Annotated in this window: 23 protein-coding genes and 1 tRNA gene; 13 read left to right on the top strand and 11 right to left on the bottom strand. The window is 63.8% G+C overall.

Annotation, left to right across the window (positions count from 1 at the left end; translation table 11 throughout):
* Positions 1–146 precede the first annotated feature (146 nt).
* The 6 genes from phhA to cobF all read left to right on the top strand — a co-directional run bounded on the left by phhA (position 147) and on the right by cobF (position 7,592).
* Positions 147–932, top strand: coding sequence for a phenylalanine 4-monooxygenase (gene phhA / locus QYS36_RS07745; protein WP_308838915.1), 786 nt, complete (start codon positions 147–149; stop codon positions 930–932).
* Between the two features lie 35 nt (positions 933–967).
* Positions 968–1,324 (top strand): 4a-hydroxytetrahydrobiopterin dehydratase, encoded by a 357-nt coding sequence (locus QYS36_RS07740; RefSeq protein WP_308838914.1) that lies wholly within the window; start codon positions 968–970, stop codon positions 1,322–1,324.
* Positions 1,325–1,537: 213 nt separating this feature from the next.
* Entirely contained in the window at positions 1,538–2,890 is a 1,353-nt protein-coding gene (locus tag QYS36_RS07735) for a DUF2254 domain-containing protein (RefSeq protein ID WP_308838913.1), read from the top strand.
* A gap of 136 nt (positions 2,891–3,026) precedes the next feature.
* A complete protein-coding gene (locus QYS36_RS07730; protein WP_308838912.1) occupies positions 3,027–4,316 on the top strand; it encodes an MFS transporter in 1,290 nt (429 codons plus the stop codon).
* 89 nt (positions 4,317–4,405) lie between these two features.
* Positions 4,406–6,661, top strand: a complete 2,256-nt coding sequence (ggpS, locus tag QYS36_RS07725) for a glucosylglycerol-phosphate synthase (protein ID WP_308838911.1) — start codon at positions 4,406–4,408, stop codon at positions 6,659–6,661.
* Positions 6,662–6,827: 166 nt separating this feature from the next.
* Positions 6,828–7,592 carry a precorrin-6A synthase (deacetylating) gene (gene cobF, locus QYS36_RS07720; RefSeq protein ID WP_308838910.1) on the top strand — a complete coding sequence of 255 codons (765 nt, stop codon included), beginning with the start codon at positions 6,828–6,830 and terminating at the stop codon, positions 7,590–7,592.
* Positions 7,593–8,093: 501 nt separating this feature from the next.
* Here cobF and prmB read toward each other — a convergent pair.
* Positions 8,094–8,999, bottom strand: coding sequence for a 50S ribosomal protein L3 N(5)-glutamine methyltransferase (gene prmB / locus QYS36_RS07715; protein ID WP_308838956.1), 906 nt, complete (start codon positions 8,997–8,999; stop codon positions 8,094–8,096).
* A gap of 236 nt (positions 9,000–9,235) precedes the next feature.
* On the opposite strand from prmB, the gene QYS36_RS07710 reads away from it, so the two are divergent.
* The 3 genes from QYS36_RS07710 (at position 9,236) to QYS36_RS07700 (ending at position 10,857) form a co-directional block, all read left to right on the top strand.
* On the top strand, positions 9,236–9,835 hold the full coding sequence (locus QYS36_RS07710; protein ID WP_074879417.1) for a cysteine hydrolase family protein: 600 nt from the start codon (positions 9,236–9,238) through the stop codon (positions 9,833–9,835).
* A gap of 93 nt (positions 9,836–9,928) precedes the next feature.
* Entirely contained in the window at positions 9,929–10,252 is a 324-nt protein-coding gene (locus QYS36_RS07705) for a hypothetical protein (RefSeq protein ID WP_308838909.1), read from the top strand.
* Positions 10,253–10,299: 47 nt separating this feature from the next.
* Positions 10,300–10,857: a Smr/MutS family protein gene (locus QYS36_RS07700; RefSeq protein WP_308838908.1), complete on the top strand. Its 558-nt coding sequence runs from the start codon at positions 10,300–10,302 to the stop codon at positions 10,855–10,857.
* Positions 10,858–10,936: 79 nt separating this feature from the next.
* Here the strand turns inward: QYS36_RS07700 and efp are convergent, their stop codons facing one another.
* The 4 genes from efp to QYS36_RS07680 all read right to left on the bottom strand — a co-directional run bounded on the left by efp (position 10,937) and on the right by QYS36_RS07680 (position 14,347).
* Positions 10,937–11,509, bottom strand: coding sequence for an elongation factor P (gene efp, locus QYS36_RS07695; RefSeq protein WP_042556123.1), 573 nt, complete (start codon positions 11,507–11,509; stop codon positions 10,937–10,939).
* Between the two features lie 46 nt (positions 11,510–11,555).
* Positions 11,556–12,680 (bottom strand): elongation factor P maturation arginine rhamnosyltransferase EarP, encoded by a 1,125-nt coding sequence (gene earP, locus QYS36_RS07690; RefSeq protein ID WP_308838907.1) that lies wholly within the window; start codon positions 12,678–12,680, stop codon positions 11,556–11,558.
* Between the two features lie 25 nt (positions 12,681–12,705).
* Positions 12,706–14,052: an MFS transporter gene (locus QYS36_RS07685; RefSeq protein ID WP_308838906.1), complete on the bottom strand. Its 1,347-nt coding sequence runs from the start codon at positions 14,050–14,052 to the stop codon at positions 12,706–12,708.
* 205 nt (positions 14,053–14,257) lie between these two features.
* Positions 14,258–14,347, bottom strand: a tRNA-Ser gene (locus QYS36_RS07680).
* Between the two features lie 350 nt (positions 14,348–14,697).
* Between QYS36_RS07680 and QYS36_RS07675 the strand changes: the two genes are divergently transcribed.
* Both QYS36_RS07675 and QYS36_RS07670 read left to right on the top strand, forming a co-directional pair.
* Entirely contained in the window at positions 14,698–15,387 is a 690-nt protein-coding gene (locus tag QYS36_RS07675; RefSeq protein ID WP_308838905.1) for a crotonase/enoyl-CoA hydratase family protein, read from the top strand.
* Positions 15,388–15,537: 150 nt separating this feature from the next.
* Positions 15,538–16,509 carry a magnesium and cobalt transport protein CorA gene (locus tag QYS36_RS07670; RefSeq protein ID WP_308838904.1) on the top strand — a complete coding sequence of 324 codons (972 nt, stop codon included), beginning with the start codon at positions 15,538–15,540 and terminating at the stop codon, positions 16,507–16,509.
* Positions 16,510–16,554: 45 nt separating this feature from the next.
* Here QYS36_RS07670 and QYS36_RS07665 read toward each other — a convergent pair whose 3' ends face one another.
* The 3 genes from QYS36_RS07665 to QYS36_RS07655 all read right to left on the bottom strand — a co-directional run bounded on the left by QYS36_RS07665 (position 16,555) and on the right by QYS36_RS07655 (position 18,968).
* Entirely contained in the window at positions 16,555–17,340 is a 786-nt protein-coding gene (locus QYS36_RS07665) for an ABC transporter permease (protein WP_308838955.1), read from the bottom strand.
* Complete coding sequence (locus tag QYS36_RS07660) at positions 17,340–18,272, bottom strand: ABC transporter ATP-binding protein (protein WP_308838903.1); 933 nt, start codon at positions 18,270–18,272, stop codon at positions 17,340–17,342. Before QYS36_RS07660 ends, QYS36_RS07665 begins: the two co-directional genes overlap by 1 nt.
* 75 nt (positions 18,273–18,347) lie before the next feature.
* A complete protein-coding gene (locus tag QYS36_RS07655; RefSeq protein WP_308838902.1) occupies positions 18,348–18,968 on the bottom strand; it encodes a glutathione S-transferase in 621 nt (206 codons plus the stop codon).
* Positions 18,969–19,299: 331 nt separating this feature from the next.
* Between QYS36_RS07655 and QYS36_RS07650 the strand changes: the two genes are divergently transcribed.
* Positions 19,300–21,747: an acyl-CoA dehydrogenase gene (locus tag QYS36_RS07650; protein WP_308838901.1), complete on the top strand. Its 2,448-nt coding sequence runs from the start codon at positions 19,300–19,302 to the stop codon at positions 21,745–21,747.
* A gap of 74 nt (positions 21,748–21,821) precedes the next feature.
* Positions 21,822–22,232, top strand: coding sequence for a PA2817 family protein (locus QYS36_RS07645; RefSeq protein WP_308838900.1), 411 nt, complete (start codon positions 21,822–21,824; stop codon positions 22,230–22,232).
* Positions 22,233–22,259: 27 nt separating this feature from the next.
* Here the strand turns inward: QYS36_RS07645 and QYS36_RS07640 are convergent, their stop codons facing one another.
* From QYS36_RS07640 to QYS36_RS07630, 3 genes are all read right to left on the bottom strand, one after another.
* A complete protein-coding gene (locus QYS36_RS07640; RefSeq protein WP_308838954.1) occupies positions 22,260–23,648 on the bottom strand; it encodes a diaminobutyrate--2-oxoglutarate transaminase in 1,389 nt (462 codons plus the stop codon).
* Positions 23,649–23,974: 326 nt separating this feature from the next.
* Entirely contained in the window at positions 23,975–24,751 is a 777-nt protein-coding gene (locus tag QYS36_RS07635) for an alpha/beta fold hydrolase (RefSeq protein WP_308838899.1), read from the bottom strand.
* A complete protein-coding gene (locus QYS36_RS07630) occupies positions 24,751–24,966 on the bottom strand; it encodes an MbtH family protein (protein ID WP_308838898.1) in 216 nt (71 codons plus the stop codon). The genes QYS36_RS07635 and QYS36_RS07630 overlap by 1 nt, the downstream gene beginning before the upstream one ends.
* Positions 24,967–25,246 lie beyond the last annotated feature (280 nt).

The following is a 25,246-nucleotide window of genomic DNA, read 5'->3' as shown; positions in this document are numbered from 1 at the left end:
CAGGAACAGGCTTTCGCGCAAGACGTAATGCTTTCTTTACGAAAACCGCCATCTGCCCGCTCCCCCACGCCGCTCGCGCCCGCGCCACGCCCGCCCGGCTGCGGCATGCTCAGGCCACAGAAACGGATGTGCAGGGAGATCGCCAGATGAAAGCCAGCCAGTACGTTGCCCGGCAGCCTGACGCGAACGGCTTCATCGACTACAGCGAGGTCGAGCATCGCACCTGGCAGACGCTGATCGAGCGCCAGCTCAAGGTGATCGAGCCCCGCGCTTGCCAGGAGTACCTGGACGGCCTCGACAAGCTCGCCCTGCCCCGGGAGCGGATTCCCCAGCTGCCGGACATCAACCGCGTGCTGCAGGCCAGCACCGGCTGGCAGGTCGCCCAGGTGCCGGCGCTGATTCCCTTTCAGCGTTTCTTCGAGCTGCTCGCCAACCAGCAGTTTCCGGTGGCCACCTTCATCCGCAGCGAGGCGGATCTGGACTACCTGCAGGAGCCGGATATCTTCCACGAGATCTTTGGCCACTGCCCATTGCTGACCAACCCCTGGTTCGCCGAATTCACCCACACCTACGGCCGCCTGGGCCTGGCTGCCAGCCCCCAGGAGCGGGTATTCCTGGCACGCCTGTACTGGATGACCATCGAATTCGGCCTGGTGGACACGCCGGCCGGCCGGCGCATCTACGGCGGCGGCATTCTCTCTTCGCCCAAGGAGGCGGTGTATTGTCTGTCCGGCGAGCCCGAGCACCAGCCGTTCGACCCCGTGGAAGCCATGCGCACGCCCTATCGCATCGACATCCTGCAGCCGCTGTACTTCGTGCTGCCGGACCTGCAACGGCTGTTCGCCCTGGCACAGCAGGACATCATGAGCCTGGTTCAGCAGGCCATGGCGCTGGGCCTGCATGCGCCGAAATTTCCACCGAAAGCGGCGTAGCCGCGCCGTAACGATCAACGTTCAGAGGAAACCCCATGACCGCACTGTCCAACGCCACCTGCGAAGCCTGCAGCGCCGATGCGCCCAAAGTCAGCGAGGCCGAACTGGCGCAGCTGATCAAGGAAATCCCCGACTGGAACATCGAGGTCCGCGATGGCGTGATGCAGCTCGAACGGGCCTACGCCTTTCGCACCTTCAAGCATGCGCTGGCCTTTACCAATGCGGTGGGCGAAATGGCCGAAACCGAAAACCATCACCCGTCGCTGCTCACCGAATGGGGCAAGGTCACCGTGACCTGGTGGAGCCACTCGATCAAGGGTTTGCATCGCAACGATTTCGTCATGGCGGCGCGCACCGATGTGCTCGCCAGCGCTGCCGAGGGGCGCAAGTGAGCAGCCACCGCGCCCCGCTGCTCGGATGACGGACGGTTCGCTCACGGCAAGGCCATGCAACCTGCCAGATGGCGCGCCATGCCTGGATCAGCTGGCCGCGCCAAACCCAATTCGAGGGTGAACTGGGTGGCCATCAGGCGGTCATTATGAGCTGCCGCGCATGCATGCCCGAAAGCTATGGTGCGGTCAACGCCATCCAAGACGGATTCGCCAATGGCCGTGCCCAGCAATGTTCTGTTTCGCGCCTATCAGCGCATTACCCGCAGCCTGGCGTTCTACCCGACGCTGATCGCCATCGGTTTCTTTCTCCTCTGCGTGCTGACCATGGCACTCGAATACCGTCCCTGGATGCTGGCGCTCAAGCAGAACGTCGACATCGGCATGGTGCGCAACGCGGAGAACGCCAGGCTGATCCTCGCCACCCTGGTGACCGGCATCCTCTCGCTGATGGTGTTCAGTTTCTCGATGGTCATGGTGGTGCTCAACAATGCCGCCGCCTCGCTCTCGCCGCGAGTGATCCCGGGGTTGATCAGCAGCAAGGGGCACCAGAAGACACTGGGCATCTACTTTGGCAGCATCCTCTATGCGCTGCTGCTGATTACCACCATCGAACAGGGCGACACCGATCGGGTGCCGAGCCTCGGCGTGCTGATCACCCTCGCCATGGGCATTACCTGCCTGGGCCTATTCGTGCACTTCATCCGCTCGATTTCGCAGTCGATCCAGGTCGAGCACATTCTCAACAATCTCTACCTCGCCAGCCTGGCAAAGCTTCACACCTGCAGCAGCAACCTGGCCGCAAGAAAGCAGCAGGTGGCCTGGCCGGATGACAGTGATTGGGTAACGGTCAATGCGCAACGCAACGGTTACTTCAAGGCGCTCAACGTCAGCGAAGCCAATGCCCTGCTGCGTCGCCATCAGGTGCGCATGACGGTGATGGCCCATCGTGGCTTCTTCGTCAGCGAAGGCCATCCGCTGTTCCGCCTGGAGCGGCAACTGGACGAGGACAGCTGCCAGCAACTGCTCGACTGCTTTGACTTCTTCATCGAGGAGTACGCCAGCAACCACTATTTCTTCGGCTGTCGGCAGATGTCGGAGATTGCGGTGAAGGCGCTCAGCCCCGGCATCAACGACCCGGGCACGGCAATCAAGGCCGTCGATCTGCTCGGCGTGCTGCTGGGCAAACGCCTCGAGCTGGGCGACAGAGACTTCGCCAGGCTGCCCGACGAACCCCCTCGCCTGTCATACCAGGAGCTCTCGCTGGACCAATTGCTGTTGCAACTGCTAGGCCCTATACGGGCCTATGGCGCCACAGACATCAGCGTTCTGGTGAGCCTCCTGCAAGCCTTCAAGAACTTGCTGCATCGTCCGTGCAGCACCGAGCAACGTGGCGAGCTGCTGCGCCATGCACGCAGCGTGCGCGACACCGCAGACCGCTGCCTGCACGAGGGCCGCGAACGGCAAGAAATCAACGACTTCATTGCCCGCCTCAACCGCACCCTCGGCGCCGAGCAACGCCCGCTGATGCCGCTGCCGGAACGAGTACTGCCCCATGACGGGGCATGATAAACCGCGAAAAAATTGGCGAGCCGTTTATTCCCAAAAATATTCCATGTAAATCAACCACATAGAAACCACCCCAAAGATCCCTGGCGCGCTTCCTGCTTGCCATCACCGGCATAGTTCCTTAGGGTTGTTCGCCATGTGGTCCTTGATTGCCCCTATCAGCTCGTTGCTGGGTGGGGTCGCGTTACTCCTCCTTGGCAACGGTCTGCTCAACACCCTACTGACCCTGCGTGGCGTCGCCGAAGGCTACTCCACCGGGATGCTCGGCCTGATCATGTCCGGGTACTTCGTCGGTTTTCTCCTCGGCACCTGGCTGGCGATTCCGCTGGTGCGTCGCGTTGGGCATATCCGTGCCTTCTCCTTCTGCGCCGCCCTGGCCGCGATCACCGCGCTGCTGCACGTGCTGATCGTCGACCCCTGGGTCTGGCTCAGCTTGCGGGTGCTCTACGGCCTGGCGCTGGTCAGCCTGTACATGGTCATCGAAAGCTGGCTCAACGCCCAGGTGCGCAACGAAAATCGCGGGCAGATGTTCGCCATCTACATGGCGGTGAATCTCGGCGCCCTGGCCGCCGCGCAGCAGTTGCTGAACCTGGCCGAGCCGACCGATTTCCTGCTGTTCGCCCTGGCGGCGATGCTGATCAGCGCGGCGCTGATGCCCATCACCCTGACCCGCCAGCCACAGCCCAGCGTGCCGGAGACCCTGCACACCAAGCTGCGCGCCATCGCCGGCATCGCACCGCTGTCGATTGCCGCCGCTGGTCTTTCCGGCCTGGCCCTTGGCGCGTTCTGGGGCATGGCACCGGTGTATGCCAACCTCAACGGTTTCGATGCCGCGGGCGTCGGTTTGATGATGAGCGCGACCATTCTTGGCGGTGCCCTGCTGCAGTGGCCGATTGGGCGTTTCTCCGACAATCACGACCGGCGCTGGGTGCTGTTCTGGGTGGTCAGTGCTGCGGTGGTCGTGGCCCTGTCGATGAGCCTGCTGCCCGCTGGGCGCCCGCTGCTGGCGTTGATGTTCCTGTTTGGCGGGCTGTCCTTTGCCATCTACCCCATCGCCGTGGCGCAGTTGATCGATCAGTTGCACAGCGACGAGATTCTGTCCGGCTCCAGCAGCCTGCTGATGGTCAACGGCGTCGGCTCGGTATGCGGGCCGCTGCTCGCCGGCCTGCTCATGCAATACACCGGCGCTGCCGCGTTGCCGCTGTATTTCGCCGCCACCCTGGGCCTGCTGGCGGCCTATACCTTCTATCGCCTGCGTCACGTCAGCGACCTGGTCGCCGGTGAACAGGCGCACTTCGTGCCGATGCTGCGTACCAGCCATACCGTGCTGGAACTGATGCCCGACGCCCCGCCGGCAGACGATGACAAGGGCCCGGACAACGATAACCCCGGCAGCGCGCAGGAGCGCGCGGCCACTTCATCGTAGGCACACACAGGCCTACAGAACAGAGGCGCCACCAAGGTGCCCGCTTTTGCTCGTCGGCTGATGCCGGCGCTTGGACAGGGAGACAGCGCATGCTACTTGCAACCGATCTTGATGGAACCTTTCTCGCTGGCGATCCCGAGGATCGTCTCAGCCTCTATCAGACCATCGCCGCCCACCCGGAAATCCAGCTGGCCTACGTCACCGGTCGCAGCCTCGAGGCGGTACTGCCGCTGCTGGCCGACCCGACCTTGCCGCAACCGGACTTCATCATCGCCGACGTCGGCGCCACCCTGGTGCATGGCGATACCCTGCAACCCATCCAACAGCTGCAGAGCCAGGTCGATGCCCGCTGGCCGGGTGAGAGCCAGGTAGCCCAAGCCTTGGAAGAATTTGGCCTGGAACGCCAGGACGTACCCCAGGCACGCCGCTGTTCCTACTTCTGCACGCCCGAACAGGCTGCCGACCCGGCCCTGGCCGAGGTCGCAGAAAGGCTAGGTTGCGATCTGCTGTATTCCGCGGATCGCTACCTCGACTTTCTACCCAAAGGCGTCAACAAGGGCAGCAGCCTCAAGGCGCTGGTCGACTGGCTGCAGCTCGACGACGGCGAAGTATTGGCCTGTGGCGACACCCTCAATGACCTGAACATGCTCGACGGCACCTACAAGGGCGTGTGCGTGGGCGAATCGGAACCCAACCTGCTCAAGGCCACCGAGCACCAGTCATGGATTCTGCAGGCCGACCGTCCCGGCTGCGGCGGCATTCTGCAGGCCTTCGTGCATTTCGGCTTTCTTGGCGAGCATGGCATCGCCGCCGAGAAGCGCTCGGCGACCACGCCAGGGCGCGCCGAGCTGGTGATGGTCTATCACCGCCTGCCCTACGAGGAATACCGTGGCGCAGACGGCAAGGTGCAGCGCCGCCGCCCGACCTCGCCCAACGGCATCATCCCCACCCTGATGAGCTTCTTCGGTGATTCGCGGCCCGGCTCCTGGGTCGCTTGGGCGGTCGACGAGGAAGGCGACGAGCCGTTCGAAACCCACACCACCGTGGATGCCGAGCGCTATCCGAAACTCACCGCTGCCCGGGTGGCGCTGAGCAAGCAGGAAGTCGACATCTTCTACAAGCGCTTCTCCAAGGAAGCCTTCTGGCCGACGCTGCACACCTTCTGGGAGCGCGCCCGCTTCGACGAGGATGACTGGCAGGTGTTTCTCAAGGTCAACCGCGCCTTCGCCGAGCGCACCGCCAAGGAAGCCGCAGAAGGCGCCGTGGTCTGGCTGCATGACTACAACCTGTGGATGGTGCCGGGCTACCTGCGCGAACTGCGCCCGGACCTGCGCATCGCCTTCTTCCACCACACCTACTTCCCCTCGGCCGACGTGTTCAACGTGCTGCCGTGGCGCCGGCAGATCATCGGCAGCCTGCTGCAGTGCGATTACATCGGCTTTCACATCCCGCGCCAGGTGGAGAACTTCGTCGACGTGGCCCGTGGCGTCACCCCGCTGCAGACCGTCAGCCGGCAGAACTGCGCCCCGCGCTTCATCACCTACGGCTGCGCCGTGGGCCTGGAGCGCATGACCACCGCCGTGGACACCGGCAGCCGCGTGGTCAAGCTTGGCGCTCACCCGGTCGGCCTGGATATCGACCGGGTGCGCAACGCCCTGGCCCAGGACAAGACCCGCGAACAGATGGCCAACCTGCGCAACGAGCTCAGTGGCATCAAGCTGGTGCTGTCGGTCGAGCGCCTGGATTACACCAAGGGCATCCTGGAAAAACTCCAGGCCTACGAGCGCCTGCTGGCCGACAACCCGGAGCTGCACAAGAAGATCACCCTGGTCAGCATCTGCGTGCCGGCCGCCCGCGAAATGACCATCTACGACGAGCTGCAATCACAGATCGAACAGGCCGTGGGGCGCATCAACGGCCGCTTCGCGCGGATCGGCTGGACGCCGGTGCAGTTCTTCTTCCGCAGCTTCCCGTTCGACGAGGTGGTGGCCTGGTACGCCATGGCCGATGTCATGTGGATCACCCCGCTGCGCGACGGCCTCAACCTGGTGGCCAAGGAATTCGTCGCCACCCAGGGCCTGCTCGAAGGCCAGGGCGTGCTGGCCCTGTCGGAATTCGCTGGCGCGGCAGCGGAGCTCAAGGGCGCGCTGCTGACCAACCCCCACGACACCGCCGACCTGGCGCAAACCTGCTACCTGGCGCTGAACATGCCCAAGGCCGAAGCCAAGGCTCGTCTGCGCGAGCTGTTCGATATCGTCAATTACAACGATATACGCCGCTGGGGCGATGAGTTCCTGGCTGGCGTCGCCGAGCCGGAACCGGTGCTGAAGCTGGCGGCAGGCTAACCCTAGGCCGAACGGAGTGCATACGTGGGAGCGTGCGGGGACGCCCAGTCCATGCCCGCTCCCACAAACGCTGTTCCAGTGAGAGATCGCGAACCCTTGCTCTGCGAGGCAGCCAACAACCAGCACCTGATATGCTGCGCGCCATCGCAAGAACGAGACACGCAGCATGAAAGACATCCTGATCATCGGCATCGGCGCCGGTGACCCCGACTACCTCACCACGCAAGCGATCAAGGCCCTCAATCGCGCCGACGTGTTCTTCATCCTCGACAAGGGGGAAGCCAAGGACAAACTGATCGCCCTGCGCCACCTGATCCTCGATCGCTATATCGAAGCGGGTCGCCACTACCGCATCCTCGAAGCGACCAACCCGGAGCGCCAGCGCGATGTAGCGGACTACGACGCCAGCATCGACAGCCTCAACCGCGACAAGCAGGCAGTCTTCGAGCAACTGATCGGCCAATTGCAGGACGGCGAAACCGGCGCCTTTCTGGTCTGGGGTGACCCGTCGCTGTACGACAGCACCCTGCGCATTCTCGACGGCGTGATCGCCGCAGGCATGCCCCTCGACTATGAGGTGATCCCCGGTATCACCAGCGTGCAGGCACTTACCGCGCGCCACCGCATACCCCTGAACCAGATCGGCCGCGCCGTGCAGATCACCACCGGCCGCCGCCTGCGCGAAGGCTGGCCCCAGGGAGTGGACAGCGTGGTGGTGATGCTCGATGCCCAGGACAGCTATCGCCATGTGATCGACGAAGACCTGCACATCTACTGGGGCGCTTATGTCGGCACGGCGGACGAGATCCTGATCGCCGGCAAGCTGGCCGAGGTGGCCGATCAGATCGCCACGACCCGCGCTGCCGCGCGCGCGGCCAACGGCTGGATCATGGACAGCTACCTGCTGCGCCGCGGCGGCCGCGAGGCCTGAACGCAGCAAGGCAGAAGCGGTCGTTCGCCGCCTTGGCTTTTTGATGTTTCTTCTGCACGGTAATAACAGGCGACACCAATCGCCCCTTCAGGAGGCCGAATGGAATCGTTGTGCAGGGGGACGAGCCGCATGGATGCGGCGAGAGGCCTGATGGGCCATGGATGGCCCTTCCAGGCCGGCCCCCGGAACGACGATGTAATGAGGGAATCCCAGCGCAGCTGGGGCCGGATGTCGGGGCTAGACCTTTTGGTTCCTTTTGGGGCAATGCCAAAAGGAACCCGCTCGTCAGAGCGGAACCGAGCACATAAACAACTCGGTAATGCTGGCGGACTCATGTCGGTACGGGCGGGGACGCCCAGTCCATGCCCGTGATTTTTCGCGGGCATGGCCCGCTCCCACAGATAATCACCAGCCACCCTAACGGGGGCGACTGGCCGCTTGCGCCACATAGCGGCCTGCGAGGTGCCCCATGCTTCAAGCTAACAGATCGTAAATATCGACTCAGCAGCGCTCGCGAAACAGCGCCTGGTGCTCGCGGCACTGTTCGGCCGACAGCATGAACACGCCATGGCCGCCACGGGCAAAGTCCAGCCAGGCGAAATCCACCTCGGGGTACAACGCCTCGACATGCACCTGGCTGTTGCCGACCTCGACGATCAGCAGGCCCTTGTCGGTCAGGTGATCGGCCGCTTCGGCGAGCATCCGCCGTACCAGGTCCAGCCCATCGTCGCCGCAGGCCAGGCCCATTTCCGGTTCGTGCTGGTACTCGGCCGGCATGTCGGCGAAATCCTCGGCATCCACATAGGGCGGGTTGGACACGATCAGGTCGAAGCGCTGGCCCGGCAGCCCGGCAAACCCATCGCCCTGCACGGTGTACACGCGCTCCTCGAGGCCATGGCGCTCGATATTGCGGTTGGCCACCTCCAGCGCCTCGTAGGACAGGTCGCCAAGCACCACTTCGGCGTCGAGAAACTCGTAGGCACAGGCGATACCGATGCAACCCGAGCCGGTACACAGGTCGAGAATCCGCGCCGGTTCGCTGGCCAGCCAGGGGCTGAAGCGCTGCTCGATCAACTCGGCGATCGGTGAACGAGGTACCAGCACGCGCTCGTCGACGATGAACGGCAAGCCGCAGAACCAGGCTTCGCCGAGCAGGTAGGCGGTCGGTACGCGCTCCTCGATACGGCGCTTGAGCAACGCCTGCAGGTGCAGGTGCTCATCGTCCTCGAGGCGGCAATCGAGGTAGCTGTCGGCGATTTCCCAAGGCAGATGCAAGGCGCCGAGTACCAGTTGCCGGGCTTCGTCCCAGGCGTTGTCGGTGCCGTGCCCGAAGAACAGTTCTTCGCCCTGAAAACGGCTCACCGCCCAACGAATGTAATCACGCAAGGTGCGCAGGCGGGTATTCAGGGCTGGGCAAGCATCGGTCACAGCATGGCTCCGGGCAAAAAGCGTTAGTCTAGCAGGCCGGCCGTGGCATTCCAGCGCCGCCAGCGGGATTGCCCTGATACCTGCAATCGCGAGCTGAAACGATTCTGCTCGCATCACCGGGCCTGAGCGCTGCAATACCACCAACACAGAGGTTCACAGCGGCGTCATAGAGGCGGACAATATGCCCCGTTAACCGCGCCAGCAAGGAGTCGTACATGTCGTCCCACCCGCAAACGTTCTATCAGCTCACTGGCCGTGGCCACGCCCCCGCCAACCTGAGCAATGCGACCCTGCTGGTCATCGATGCCCAGGAAGAGTACCGCAGCGGCGTGGTGCAACTGCCCGGCCTCGACGCTGCCCTGGTGGAGATCGCCAAACTGCTGGACGCCGTGCGCGCCCAGGGTGGCGCCATCGTGCACATCAAGCACCTGGGGATTCCCGGCGGCCTGCTCGATCCGCGCGGCCCGCGTGGCGCTCACCTGCCGGAAGTGGCGCCACTGCCCGGCGAAATCGTCGTCGAGAAGCGCATGCCGAACGCCTTCTCCGGCACCGAGCTGCACGAGAAGCTGCAGTCGCTCGGCCATCTGGACCTGATCGTGTGTGGCTTCATGACCCACTCGAGCATCAGCACCACCATCCGCGCCACCAAGGATTACGGTTACCGCTGCACGGTGGTCGATGCCGCCTGCGCCACCCGCGACCTGCCGACCCCCGACGGCAAGGTGATCAGTGCCGCCGAGATGCACCGCGTGGAAATGATCGCCCTGGCCGACAACTTTGCCGCCTGGGTGCCAGATGCCAACGCCCTGCTGTAGGAGGCTCTAAGAACTCGTTCTACTGCGCCGCGTTGTTTGAACCCGCTACTACACTGCCAGTCATAGCGAGAAGATCCCTCAAGGAATTAGCGCATGAAACAAACAGACGGTTTCAATGCCAGCCACCTGCGCCCGAGACGCCCGGGCAACTGGCGGTTCCGCTTTGCCGCTTACCTGACGGCGCTGGTTGCGGTGTTCGGCATCCTGCTGCTGATGGCGGGCGCGGCAACCCTGCTCGGTCGCCCACCGGCGCTGGGTAGCCTCAACGACTCGACCACCGATGCCAGCGTGCTGCTGGTGTTCGGGCTGCTGCTGTTTTGGGGCGGCGTGGTGGGCTGGCGCAAGTCGCGCCGGCGCATGCGTCAGCGCAAGGCCGACCTGGCCATGTCGCCGCACCTGATGAAGAAACGCGACTGACCGGCCCAGCGCTGCTTGGTAAACTGGGTGCCCCTGCGGAGGCCCCCATGCAAGACGACGACCTTTCCCTGTTCAAAGCCCAGCTGCAAGGCGTGAAGCCGATCAAGCACGATCGCGCCGACACCGGCAAGCCAAAGAGCGACCGCGTTCGCCTGGCCACCCTGCGCCAGGCCGCGACACTGCGCACCGACACCATCAAGGTCGACGGCCTGTCCGACCAGTTCGTCATCGACGTTGGCGCTGAAGATGCCCTGTACTGGGTCGGCAATGGCGTGCAGGACGGCCAGATGCGCAAGCTCAAACTCGGCCAGATCCCCTTCGACGGCAGCCTGGATCTGCACGGCATGAACGTGGAGAAGGCTCGCGACACCCTCTGGGAATTTCTCGCCGAGGCCACCAAGCTGGAAGTTCGCTGCGTGCGCATCACCCACGGCAAGGCGGTACGCACCGACGGCCGCAAACCGATGATCAAGAGCCATGTGAACACCTGGCTGCGTCAGCATCCGCAGGTGCTGGGCTTCGCCTCGTGCATCGCCAAGCATGGTGGCACTGGCGCGGTCTACGTGCTGCTCAAACGCACCATGATGGATGGCCGTGACGAGTGACCCCCGCCCCGCGCCCTGGAATCACGGGCATAAAAAACCCGGCGCATAGGCCGGGTTTTTCACATCGCAAGCCTGACGATCAGACCGGCGCCTTGGCGCGGGACTTGTACTCGCCAGTGCGGGTGTCGATCTCGATCCAGTCACCGATTTCGCAGAAATCAGCCACTTTCACTTCGGTACCGTTGTTCAGTTTGGCAGGCTTCATCACCTTGCCGGAGGTGTCGCCACGGGCGGAACCTTCGGTGTAGGCCAGCTGACGCACGATGGTGGTCGGCAGGTCGACGGAGATCACCTTGCCTTCGAAGAACACCGCTTCGCAGACGTCGTTCATGCCTTCTTCGATGAACGGCAGAACGCTTTCCAGGTCTTCGGCACGCAGCTCGTAGGAGTTGTATTCCGGATCCATGAACACGTAGTCGTCGCCGCTGATGTAGGACAGGTTCACTTCCTTGCGCTCAAGGATGACCGGCTCCATCTTGTCGTCGGCCTTGTAGACGGTTTCAGTCTTCGAGCCGTTCATCAGGTTCTTCAGCTTCATCTTGACGATGGCGCTGTTACGACCGGACTTGGTGAACTCGGCCTTTTGGATCAGCCATGGCTGGCCATCGATCAGGGCCACGCTGTTAGGCTTCATTTCTTGTGCGGTTTTCATACGAATATCCGGATCTGAATGGATTTACAAAATTCGAGGCCGCGTATCATAGCCAATTTCGGTAAAACTGCACCAGCGCCGCGGCAAGATCTGCACGTACCGCCTGGCGCCTGGCCCATTCGCGGGCATGGCTGGCCAGCTCAATGGCCTGTTGCCGCCAGGCCGCCCAGGCCGGCGCCATCGCCTGCCCCGCGTTCCAGGCATGCCAAACGGCGCGCAACGCGGCCTGCGCCTCGCCTGAAAGCCCCTGGCAATAGAGGGCCATGAAGGCATCGAGTTTTTCCAGGTGGGCGTCGTCCTGCTGCGCATAGATGTGCCAGACCAGCGGTCGACCGGCCCACTGCGCGCGCACGAAGGAATCCTCACCGCGCACCAGGTTGAGGTCGCAGCACCAGAGCAGCGCGTCGTACTGATCCTGCTGCATGAACGGCAGCACCTGAACGTTCAGCGCGCCGCGCCGCAGCAGCGTGCCGGCCTCGAGCGACTGCCCCGCCCAACGCTGCAAATCGCCGAGAATCCGACCTTCCGGCACCAGCAGGTGGGTGGGCGTGTCATCAGCGGCCAAGGCATCCAGCCAGCCTGCCAGCGCGGCGTTCTCGTAGGCGAACAGGGAAACCAGGCGGGTATTGGCGGCCGGCGTGATGCCCAGCGAGGCGAGAAACCCTGCGCGGGCATTGGCATCGGCCTGCAGCCTGTCCCGCGCGGCGAGCAGCTCACGCTCACGCAGCAGCCCGCCGGTGCCGGTGGTAAAGCCGGGAAAGAAGAAGAACTTCTGCAGGCCGTTGCCCTGCATCGACGGCAGGCCGTGGCAGCCCTCGACCCAGCTCTCGGCGCTCAGGTATTCCAGATTCAGCCAGAGCACCGGCCTCGCGCGCGCCGACATCGCCGCCACATAGTCATCAGGCAACTCGCAGGCAAAGGCCTCGATCACCACATCGGCCGGCTCGACCGCCTGCCAGGCCGGCACCCAGCGGCGTACCTCGACCCCACTCAATCGCTGGCAGCTCGCCCCGGCATCGGCCTGCGGGCAGATACGCGCCAGCGCCGCCAGGTCATCGACCCACAGGCGCACCGTGGCGCCCTGCTCGGCCACCAGTTGCCGCGCCAGGCGCCAGGTGACGCCGATGTCGCCATAGTTGTCGACGACGCAGCAGAAAATGTCCCACCTCATAGCCGCCCTTCCCTTATTGGTCAGTTCAGGCCTGCAGCCCGCCTTCGCGCTGCCGGGCGTCCATGATCACATCGCCCACCGGCTCGGCAACCTCGACGCCCGGCACCACATCGGAGAGGTCTTCCTGGCGCTCGTGCTCCAGCGCACCCTGCAGCAGGTCCTCGGTCACCCGCAGCTCCGCGCCGACCATCGAGGCCGGCGTCGCCGGCTCGAATGGTGCCACAGGCTGCGGCGCGGGGCGCAGCTTGCGGCGCCAGAAGAACAGCAGCACCAGGCAGCCATTGAGCAGGCTGAAGGCCAGGAACAGCCCGGCGTCACCATCGTGCTCCATCAGCGGGGAGATCATCAGCGGGCTGATCGCCGAGCCCAGCGAGTTGATCAGCAGCAGCCCCTGCACCATGCGCACCAGGGCTCCGGCCGGCGCGCGGTCCGCCGCATGGCTGACCGCCACCGGGTAGACGGCAAACACCCCACCACCGAGCAGGAACAGCAACACCATCAGCAACACGGGGGAGGACGGCAGAATCATGATCGCCAGAGAAATCAGCAGGCAGAACAGGCTGAGCACGATCAGCACGCTCTGCCGATCATGCTGATCGGACCAGCGCCCGACCGGATACTGCAGCAGCATGGCGCCGAGGATCACGCTGGCCATCATCTGCCCGACCTCGCTGACGCTCATGCCCACCCGCTGCAGGTACAGCGGCAGCAGCGAATACACCGCGGCAATCGCGATTCCCGAGCCGAAGCAGCCGATCACCCCGGTCGGCGTCATGCGGATCAGTTGCTGCGGCAGCAACGGCTCGACCTTCTCGACCAGCGGTGTGACCCGCGGAATGATGCCCATCGGCAGCACCGACAAGGATGCCAGCAGCCCAGCCACCATAAAGGGCGCGGTCTCGCCCCAGGCATCGATGGCGCCCAGCTGCAACTGGCCGAGCATGCCGGAGCCATACAGCGCCATCATGTACAGCGCCAGCAGGCGCCCGCGCACCTTCTGGTCGCCGGCCAGGAGCATCCAGCTCTCCACCACCAGAAACACGCCCAGAATCGACCAGCCGGCGACTAGCCGAAAGACGAACCAGGCCCAGGGATCGAAGAACAGCCCCTGCAGCAATACGCTCACCGCCGTCAGCGAGGCGAAGCTGCTGTAGGCGCGGATATGCCCGATGCGCAGGATCAGCCGGTCGTTGAACAGCGCGCCCAGGGTCAGGCCGATGAAATAGGATGCCGAGACGATACCGATCACCGTCGCCGATACCCCCGCCGCATCCAGGCGCAGCGTGGTCAGCGAGGAGATGAAGCCGTTGCCGATACTGATGATGAACAAACCGAGCAAGGGCCCCAGCGCCATGCCAAGCAATTGCGACATAAAAACCTCGGAACGATGCCGCCACCAGGGCGCATCGAGAAAAGAATGCGGTAACAGTCACCCGGCCACGCCACCCAGGCGCGAGCGCCAAGCGTTCGAGCCAGCGATGGAGACTCAAGGGAGATGAGGACGCAGAAAGCCAACGCCAGAAGCCAAAAACCCCGAAAACCTGTCGGCTTTCGGGGTTCTTGGTTTTGTTCGAAAGTGGCGGTGAAGAAGGGATTCGAACCCTTGATACGATTTCTCGTATACACACTTTCCAGGCGTGCTCCTTCAACCGCTCGGACACTTCACCGGATCTCGCCAGACGCGCTGTCTGTCGAGGCGCGCTAATGTAATCGAAGGCTTTCCCAAACGCAAAACTTTTTTCAAAAGATTCATGTGCTTAAGCCATTGCCAGAGCGCGACCGGGGTGGCCGCCGCCACGCGAGCGCGAGCCGGGGCGCATGAGCGCTGGTCGGCGGCGCCGGAGAGAACTCGGCAGTGGTGATCCGCGCCACCCATCATCGGCACGGGCAGCGAGCCGACCACCCTGCTCTGCGCCTGGCTCGGCCAGCCACACTGACTCTACGGTCACCCTTGGTGCTTTACCGAAGCCTGGCGGATGGGTAACGTCAGCCGCACTTTCACAACAAGGAGTCGACCATGAGCGACCTGATCAGCTACCAACTCGATGACGGCATCGCCACGCTGACGCTCAACAACGGCAAGGTGAATGCCATCTCGCCAGCGGTGATCGAGGCCTTCAACGCGGCACTGGATCGCGCGACCCAGGACAAGGCCATCGTCATCCTTACCGGCCAGCCGGGCATTCTCTCCGGCGGCTATGACCTCAAGGTGATGACCTCCGGCCCGCAGAACGCCATCGATCTGGTCGCCGCCGGCTCGACCCTGGCCAGGCGCATGCTGGCCCACCCGTACCCGATCATCGCCGCATGCCCCGGCCATGCGGTGGCCAAGGGCGCCTTCCTGCTGCTCTCCAGCGATTACCGCATCGGCGTCGAAGGGCCGTTCACCATCGGCCTCAACGAAGTGCAGATCGGCATGACCATGCACCACGTCGGCATCGAGCTGGCCCGTGATCGCCTGCGCAAATCCGCCTTCCACCGCTCGGTGATCAATGGCGAGATGTTCGACCCGCAAAGCGCCATCGATGCCGGCTTCCTCGACAAGGTCGTGCCAGCCGAGCAGTTGCTGGCCACCGCCCAGGCCGTCGCGGCGCAGTTCAAGAAGATCAACATGAATGCGCACCGCAAGACCAAGCTCAAGGTGCGCGCGGCCCTCTTGGAAACCCTCGATAAATCCATCGAACTGGACAAGCAGCAGTCGCTGTAACGCCAGCACCAGCCTGGCGTGCCACCTCCCTGCACGCCAGTCTCGCCAGCACGCCAGCGCTGACAGGCCGTGCAGATCGCTCACGTGACTGCTGAGCACCGCGACATAAGCAGGTAAGCTGCCCCCACCAATCAGGCACGGGGGCACACCATGGGCGAAGTGGTCGCAGCAGCGGTTTACAGCAAGGGTCGCAAGGTCCGCGACATCCACCTCGATGAAGGTTGGGAATGGGCCAGCAAGGCGGAGCATTTCGTCTGGATCGGCCTGCACGACCCCGGCAGCCAGGAACTCGGTAACCTGCAGCGCCAGTTCAACCTGCATGAGCTGGCCCTGGAAGATGCGCTGCAACGGCACACCCGCCCCAAGCTGGAGATCTTTGGCGACGCCCTGTTTCTGGTGCTCTATTCGCCGGTGCAGGTCGGCGGCGAGCTGACCTTCGTGGAAACCCAGCTATTCGCCGGCAAGGGCTACGTGATCAGCGCCCGTTACGGGGAGTCCGCGCCCTATTCCAAGGTGCGCCAGCGCTGCGAGGCCAGGCCGTTGCTGCTCGAGCACGGCGAGGACTTCGTGCTCTACGCGCTGATCAGCTTCATCATCGAGAACTACCGGCCGTTGATGGACACCTACTACGCCGAGCTGGAGCAGCTCGAGCAGACGGTGCTCGAATGCGCCATGACCCACAGCGAAGTGGTGCGCATCCAGCAGCTGCGCCGCGACCTGCTGCGCCTGCGGCGCAATATCGGCCCGCTCGCGGAGATCTGCCAGGAACTGCAGCACCTGGACTTCCCGTTCATCGACAAGAACATGCGCCCGTACTTTCGCGACGTGGCGATTCACGTCAATCGCCTGCTCGAGGACCTGACCAACCTGCGCGAGATGGCCGACCACGCCATCGAGGTCGGCCTGTTGCTCGAGTCGTCCCGGCAAAGCGTGGTGCAACGCAAATTCGCCGCCTGGGCAGCGATCCTGGCCTTCCCCACCGCAGTGGCCGGCATCTACGGCATGAACTTTCACAACATGCCGGAGCTGAGCTGGCAGTACGGCTACTTCGCCGTACTGGGCGTGATCGGCGCCGGCTGCGTGGGCCTGTACGCCAGCTTCCGGCATTACGGCTGGCTGTAGCTCGACAGGGGCACGCCGTGGCGACGTGCCCTCAGCTCGATCTGCCTACTGGCGCATCCCGCGGCCACTGACCAGCAGACGCACACAGAGCACATAGAGCACCGCCGTGGCGACCAGCATGAAGCCGATGGCGGTGCCGATGCTGATATCCGACACGCCAAGAATGCCGTAGCGGAAGGCATTGACCATGTGCAGCACCGGGTTGGCCATCGACACCGTCTGCCAGAACGGCGGCAGCAGGCTGATCGAGTAGAACACCCCGCCCAGGTAGGTCAATGGCGTCAGCACGAAGGTCGGGATGATCGAGATATCGTCGAAGTTGCGCGCGAACACCGCGTTGACGAAGCCGCCCAGGGAGAAGATGGTCGCCGTCAGCAACACCACCAGCACGGTCAGCCCCAGGTGGTGCACCTGCAGGTGGGTAAAGAACAGCGACAGGATGGTGACGATGATGCCCACCGCCAGCCCGCGCAGCACGCCACCGGTGACGTAGCCAATCAGGATGGTGTGCGGCGACACCGGCGACACCATCAGCTCCTCCACCGAGCGCTGGAACTTGCTGCCGAAGAAGCTCGATACCACGTTGCCGTAGGCGTTGGTGATCACCGACATCATGATCAGCCCCGGCACGATGTACTCCATGTAGGTGAAGCCATCCATGTCGCCGATCTGCCGGCCGATCAGGTTGCCGAAGATCACGAAGTACAGAACCATGGTGATCGCCGGGGGCAGCAGGGTCTGCGGCCAGATGCGCATGAAACGGCGCACTTCGCGGTAGACGATGGTGCGCAAGGCCACCAGGTTGGCGCTGAACTCGGACTGCTCGTGCATCATACGGCTACCTTCGACAGGTTCTTCTCGACCAGGGACACGAACAGCTCCTCCAGGCGGTTGCTCTTGTTGCGCAGGCTCAACACCTCGATGTCGTGCGCTGCCAGTTGCCGGAACAGCTCGGTAACACCCTGGCTTTTATCCACCTGCACCTCGAGGGTATGGGCGTCGACCAGCTTGGCGGGATAACCGACGAACTGCGGAACCGCGAGCAGATCGCGTTTCAGATCGAGCAGGAAAGTCTCGACGTGCAGCTTGCCCAGCAGCGCTTTCATGCTGGTGTTCTCGACGATCCGCCCGTGGTCGATGATGCCGATGTTGCGACACAGCTGCTCGGCCTCTTCCAGGTAGTGGGTGGTGAGGATGATGGTGATGCCCTGCTCGTTGAGTTCGGTGAGAAAGCTCCACATCGAACGGCGCAGCTCGATGTCGACGCCGGCGGTGGGCTCGTCGAGGATCAGCAGGCGTGGCTGGTGCACCAGTGCGCGGGCGATCATCAACCGGCGCTTCATGCCACCGGACAATTCACGCGAGGCCACGCCGCGCTTGTCCCACAAGCCCAGCTGGTTGAGGTACTGCTCGGCCCGCTCCTTGGCGAGGCGTGCCGGAATACCGTAATAACCGGCCTGGGTCACGACGATGTCGAAGACCTTCTCGAACTGGTTGAAGTTGAATTCCTGGGGTACCACGCCGATGCAGCGTTTGAGCGCAGCCGGCTGGGCGTCCAGGTCATGGCCGAACACATTCACCGTGCCGCTGGACTTGTTCACCAGGGTGGAGAGGATGCCGATGGTGGTGGACTTGCCGGCGCCGTTGGGGCCGAGCAAGGCGAAGAAGTCGCCTTCTGCCACGTCGAGGTCAAGGCCGTGCAGGGCAGTGAAGCCGTTGCCGTAGGTTTTGGTCAGCTGTCGGATCGACAGAGCAGTACTCATAGAAGATACGCACGCATTGAAAATGACAGGGTTTAGATGGGGGTGCCGGGCAAACATTGCAACGCAATTGCGCTGTCAGGTCAGTTCGCTCATCACCGCGCGTTGATAGGCCGGGCGCTCGCAAAGCCGCGCATACCAGGCCTGCAGGTTGGGCTGCGGCGGGCGCTCGATGGGCATTTCGAACCAGGCGTAGATAAAGCTGCCCAGCGGGATATCGCCCATGGCGAAGCTGTCGCCAGACAGGTAGGGCTGTTCGCCCAGCGCCCGCTCGGGCAGCTCGAGAAGGGCAATGCAACGCTGCCGGGCAGCCTCGATTGCCGGCAGATCGCGTTGCTCGACGGGCGTGCGCAGAATGCCCCAGAACAGATCGCGAAATTCGCCGGCGAAGCTGGACGTCGTCCAGTCCATCCACTTGTCGCCGCACGCGCGCCTGGCGGGATCCTCTGGATACAGGCTACCCGGCGCATAGGCCGCAGCCAGGTAGCGCACGATGCTGTTGGACTCCCACAACACCAGGTCGCCGTCCTCGATCATCGGCACGCGCCCGTTGGGATTGCGTGCCAGGAACTCAGGCTGGTCGACCACCCCGAACGCGCCACCGGCCTCGACTCGCTCATAGGCGACGCCGGCCTCTTCGGCAGCCCACAGCGCCTTGCGTACATTGCTGGAATTCTTGCGGCCCCATATTTTCAGCATCACCAACCGTCCTTATCAGAGTCCTGCCAGCCAAGAGGCCGACAACCCTACCACTGTGCCGCCAAGATGAAAGCCAGCCGCGGTGATGTTGGCTATCGACCTCGTTCATGGAGCAGCTAACGGGGCCATTCAGCAACTGACCAACAGGTCATCCGCGGATGCAACTTGTTATACGAACTCGCCGGCCTGCAACGGGGTCACTATCGGGAACGTGGCGGGCCATCCCTTGCAGGAAGCGCCCTGTTACGCCCCTGTCGGCAAGTTCTACCCAAGCCGACTACGATTATGGCGGCACACGCCGTTCTGCTGTCGCCATCACGGAGGATTCTGCATGCTCGCTGTCTGGTTGCTCGTCCTGGTTCTCGGTACGGCCTATCTGGCCCACCGCCGCACGGCCCCCCTGCCCGCCCTGGCAATCGTTGCCGCCTACCTGCTGATCATGGGGGCCTACGGCCATGCCCCGGGCTGGCTGCTGGTGATCTTCTGGCTGCTGTGGCTGGCGGTCGCCATTCCGCTCGCCTTGCCGGAGCTGCGCCGCAAGCACTTCACCGCGCCACTGTTCGCCTGGTTCCAGAAAGTGCTGCCGCCGATGTCCAACACCGAAAAGGACGCCATCGAAGCCGGTACCGTCTGGTGGGACGGCGAGCTGTTCAGCGGCCGCCCAGACTGGGACAAGCTGCTGGCCTACCCGAAAGCCACCCTCACCGCCGAGGAGCAGGCCTTTATCGATGGCCCCACCGAAGAGCTGTGCGCCATGGTCAGCGAGTGGGAAATCGGCCAGCGCATGGACCTGCCGCCCGAGGCCTGGGAGCACATCAAGCAGCACGGCTTCTTCGCCCTGATCATTCCCAAGGAATACGGCGGCAAGGGCTTTTCCGCCTACGCCCACTCACAGGTGGCGATGAAGCTGGCTACCCGCAGCGGCGACCTGGCCTCCACCGTGATGGTGCCCAACTCCCTCGGCCCGGCCGAACTGCTGCTGCACTACGGCACCGAACAGCAGCGCAACCATTACCTGCCACGCCTGGCGCGCGGCGAGGACATTCCCTGCTTCGCCCTGACCGGCCCGCTGGCCGGCTCCGATGCCGGCGCCATGCCCGACAGCGGGGTGATCTGCAAAGGCCAGTGGAACGGCGAGGAAGTCGTCGGCCTGCGCCTGAACTGGGAAAAGCGCTATATCACCCTGGGCCCAGTGGCCACCCTGCTGGGTGTGGCCTTCAAGGCCTATGACCCGGATCACCTGCTTGGTGACAAGGACGAACTGGGCATCAGCCTGGCGCTGATTCCCACCGACACCCCTGGCGTGAACATCGGCCGTCGCCACATACCGCTGGGCGCCGCCTTCATGAACGGCCCCAACTCCGGCAAGGACGTGTTCATCCCGCTGGACTACCTGATCGGCGGCCCCGAGTACCTCGGCAAGGGCTGGATGATGCTGATGAACTGCCTGTCGGTAGGTCGCTCCATCTCCCTGCCCGCCGTCGGCACCGGTGCGGCCAAGTACACCAGCCTGGTCACCGGCCAGTACAGCCAGGTGCGCGAGCAGTTCAACGTGCCGCTGTCGGCCTTCGAAGGCATCCAGGAAGCCCTGGCGCGCATCGGTGGCAACGCCTGGCTGATGGACAGCGCACGCATCCTGACTGCCAATGCGGTGGACCTTGGCGAAAAGCCGTCGGTATTGTCGGCGATCCTCAAGTACCACCTCACCGAGCGCGGCCGCGAATGCATCACCCACGCCATGGACGTGCACGGCGGCAAGGGCATCATCATGGGCCCGAGCAACTACCTGGGCCGTTCCTGGCAGGGCGCGCCGATCTTCATCACCGTCGAGGGCGCCAACATCCTCTCGCGCAACCTGATGATCTTCGGCCAGGGCGCCATTCGCTGCCATCCCTACGTGCTCAAGGAAATGGCCCTGGCCAGTCGTGAAGACCGCGACCAGGCGCTGCTGGAGTTCGACGACCTGCTGATGCAACACATCGGTTTCGCCGTCAGCAACGCCGCCAGCACGCTGATCCTGAGCCTCAGCATGGGCCTGCTCGGCAAGGTGCCGGGTGACCGCATCAGCCGTCCCTACTTCCGCGCCCTCAATCGCCTGAGCGCTGCGTTCGCCATGCTCGCCGATCTCAGCATGATGCTGCTGGGCGGCGAGCTGAAGCGTCGCGAGCGCCTGTCGGCCCGCCTGGGCGACGTGCTCAGCCACCTGTACCTGGCCTCGGCGGCGCTCAAGCGCTACCACGACCAGGATTACCCCGAGCATGTTCGCCCGCTGCTGCACTGGGCACTGGAAGAAAGCCTGGGCAAGGCCGAAACCGCCATCGACGCGCTGCTCAGCAACTTCCCCAACCGCCTGCTGGGCAGCGCCCTGCGCGTGCTGGTGTTCCCCTTCGGCCGCCGTCACCAGGGCCCGGACGATCATCTCGACGCCCAGGTTGCCGCGATCATCGGCCGCAATGCCGGCGACCCGGCGCTCGAAGAGTTGCTTGAAGGTTGCTTCCGCCCCACCTCGACCGACGATCCGGTCGGTGCCCTGCAACACGCCCTCAACCTGCTGCAGGAAGCCGCGCCACTGCAGAAGAAGCTGTACAAGGCGGTCAAGGCCGGCCAGGTGCGTGAAACACCCGGGCAGAACGAGATCGAAACGGCGGTCGCCGCCGGCGTACTCAGCGCCGAGGAAGGCCAGCAGTTGCAGCGCGCCGAGCAGGCCCGCCGCGTGGTGATCGATGTCGATGACTTCAGCAAGGAAGAGCTGCTGCCTACCGAGGGCAAGGTCAGGTAGTCGAACTGCACAGACGACAGCGGGCGCCGTGGACTTTATACTCCGGCGCCCGTTTTACTTTCAGGATCCCGGACATGGCCAGCCCCCATCTCGACCACCACATCGCCCTGCTCAATCACCTGCGCACCATCCTGGTGGCCCTGGGTGAAGCCGAGCAGATCCTCGATGCCAGCCATGCCAATTTCCTCGAGCGCTACGATGAACTGCTCGCCGAACTGCCGGTGGACTTCGAACGCAGCCAGTACCTGGGCCAGGACCTGATCAGCCAGATTTTCCAGCGCTACCCGCAGATCGCCCACCTGGTACCGCGCGACCTGCTGTGGTTCTTTGGCGGCGATTGCCTGCACTTCATGCCGGACGACGAGATCGAGCTGTATCAGCAACTCGAGGAGCGCCGCTTCCATGCCGAGGAAAACGACGAGCCGTTCGACTGGAACCAGGAGAAGCAGCTGCTGGCCATGCCGGCCCCCGGCAGCCGCCACTAAGCGCGAGTAGCCCGCGGCATAGCCACCTCAGTTCGCGACGGCAATGCGGTCCACGCTCTGCGCCGCCTGATAGAGGATCTGCCCGACCAGATCGACCTGCGCGTCGCTGATGATCAACGGCGGCAGGAAGCGAACGGTAGCGCCATGGCGGCCGCCCAGTTCGACGATCAGGCCACGCTCCAGGCAGGCACGCTGTAGCTGGCGCGCCTTGTCACCATCGGTAGCGGGCTGGCCCAGGCCATCCTGGCTGGCCGGGTCGATGATTTCCATGCCCAGCATCAGGCCACGGCCGCGCACGTCGCCGACCCAGTCGAACTCGGCCTGCAGCCCCTGCAGCAGCGTCTGCAAGCGTGCTCCGACGTTACGTACATGGCTGCAGATGCCTTCGCGCTGGATGAAGCGCAAGGTGGCATCGCCCGCGGCCATCGCCAGTTGATTGCCACGGAAGGTGCCGGCATGGGCGCCAGGCTGCCATTGATCCAGCTCGCCTCGGTAGACCACCACCGACAGCGGCAGACCACCGCCGATGGCCTTCGACAGCGTCACCACATCGGGGGTGATGGCGCTGCGCTCGAAGGCGAACAGATCGCCGGTGCGGCCGATACCGCATTGAATCTCGTCGAGGATCAGGGGAATGCCCTGTTCGCGGGTGATCGCCCGCAGCCCCTGCAGCCAGCGATCCGGTGCGGCAATCACGCCGCCCTCGCCCTGCACGGTTTCCAGGATCATGGCCGCCGGCTGGGTCACGCCGCTTTCCGGGTCGCTGAGCAGGTGGCGGATGTAGTGCAGGTTGGCGTCGATCGCCTGCTCGCCGCGCAGCCCGAACGGGCAACGGTAGGCATGCGGATAGGGCAGGAACTGGGTGCCCGCCAGCAGCCCACCCAGTGCATTCTTCGGCCCCAGGTTGCCGCTCACCGACAGCGTGCCGAGTGTCATGCCGTGATAGGCGCCATGGAACGCCAGAATGCTCTGCCGCCCGGTTGCCGTACGCGACAGCTTGAGCGCCGCCTCGACGGCGTCCGCCCCGGTCGGGCCACAGAACTGGATACGTGCGTCCCTGGCGAAATCCCCCGGCAGCAGCTCGAACACCGTCTCCACGAAGGCATCCTTGATCGGCGTACTCAGATCGAGGGCGTGCAGCGGTATGCCCGAGGCCAGGGTCTTCTGGATCGCCTCCAGGGTCACCGGGTGATTGTGCCCCAGCGCCAGGGTACCGGCACCGGCCAGGCAATCGATGTACACCTGCCCGCGTGAGTCCTCGACATACACCCCCTGCGCCCGCTTGAACTCCAGCGGTATGCGCCGCGGGTAGCTGCGCGCATTCGACTCGCGCTGCATTTGCCGCTGCAATGCCGGTGTACTGTCCAGGCAGTAGCGCTGGCTGAGCCCGCTGTGTCGGCGTTGGAGTTCGACCATGGTGTTGGTGATCGGGGTGATTGCATTCATGCGTGCATCCTCGTGTCGCGCGGATAGCGCGTTATCTGGCGACGCTGCCGGAACGTGCATCGTGCAGCGGACGATCCGCCAACTCAGGCGATGCCAGGTGGCGGTTATCGGCTGCCGGGCAAGGTCACCCGCAAGGCCATGATCAGCGTCATATTACAAATGATAATTACTACCATTACATTAATCAAATGGGACAGATGAGAGATACGGCACAACACGCGAAAGATAGGGATTGCCATCAGTGGCAATCACGACAGAACGCATGAGGCTGGAATGCTTGACCGATTGACGCCCGCTCAGCCAGCCGCCTGTTTGCGCGGCTCGCCGAGCAGCAGTCGCTGCATGCGTACCAGCAACTCGGCTTCGTGCTCGAACAGGTAGAAATGCCCACCGGGAAACAACCAGGTCTGGCAGCCGCCCAGGCTTTCCCGGGCCCAGCCCTCGAGCAAGGGCAGCGGCACGCTCGCATCGGTTTCCCCTGCCAATACCTGAATGGGGCATGCCAGGGGCGGCTCGGCGCTGTAGCGGTAGTCTTCGCAGAGTGCGAAATCATCACGGATGATCGGCAGGAACAGCTCGACCCATTCAGGGTTGTCCAGCAACTCCCGAGGCATCCCGTTCATGCCACGAATGACCTCCAGAAACTGCGCAGGCGGTAGATCCGCCACCCGCTCGCGCCAGCCGTGGGCGGCTGGCGCCGTGCGGGCCGATACCAGCAGCATGGTGGGCGCTAGACTCTGCCGGGCCAGCTTTCGCGCCGTCTCGAAAGCCAGCAACGCCCCCATGCTGTGGCCGAAGAAAGCGAAGGGAGCGCCACCGGCACTCGCCTGGGCGATTTCCGCGGCCAGGGCTTCAGCCAGTTCGTTCAACGAAACGGCTCGAGGCTCACTAAAGCGCGCCCCGCGCCCCGGTAACTTGACCAGCGCCAGTTCGATGTCGGCCGTCAGCCCTGCGCGCCAATGCTGGAAAACCGTATGCCCCGCCCCGGCATAGGGGAAGCAGTACAGTCGCAGCGCGGGTGGCTGGCTGCCGCCCGGCAATACCGAAAACCAGGGGCTGGAAGCACAATGCATCAACCGCGATCCTGGGCCTGCATGGCTTGGCGCAAGCTCAAGGGCCGCATGTCGGTCCACACCGACTCGATATAGCCCAGGCACTCTTCCTTGCTGCCCTGCTTGCCGGCTGTGCGCCAGCCTTGCGGTATTTCCTTGTAATCGGGCCAGATGGAGTACTGCTCCTCATCGTTGACCACAACCAAAAATCGCGTTTCAGGACTGTCCAGACTCATGTTCCACTCCGTTTCCACTGAAGATGCGCGTGCTCGCAGGGCAGCCTGAGCTTTGCATACGAGCGAACGCAGGATAATACGGTTAATAACAATTATCATTACATATTATCGTGATGGGCTTACACTCCCTGGTGTTACAGGCCGGTTCGCCTGCATGCATCCGGTTTGTTTATACTGGGCGACGCCAGTGATAACGAGTCTCACCAGCAAGTGCCTCCCCATGCCTCGACCTACAACTCCTCTCACCAAGCATTCCGTAATGCCGCCTGACGGTGACACG

Source organism: Pseudomonas sp. G34 (assembly GCF_031119625.1).
Taxonomy (GTDB): domain Bacteria; phylum Pseudomonadota; class Gammaproteobacteria; order Pseudomonadales; family Pseudomonadaceae; genus Aquipseudomonas.
The sequence above is the reverse complement of the archived record's forward strand: the minus strand, read 5'-3'. Positions and strand labels throughout refer to the sequence as shown.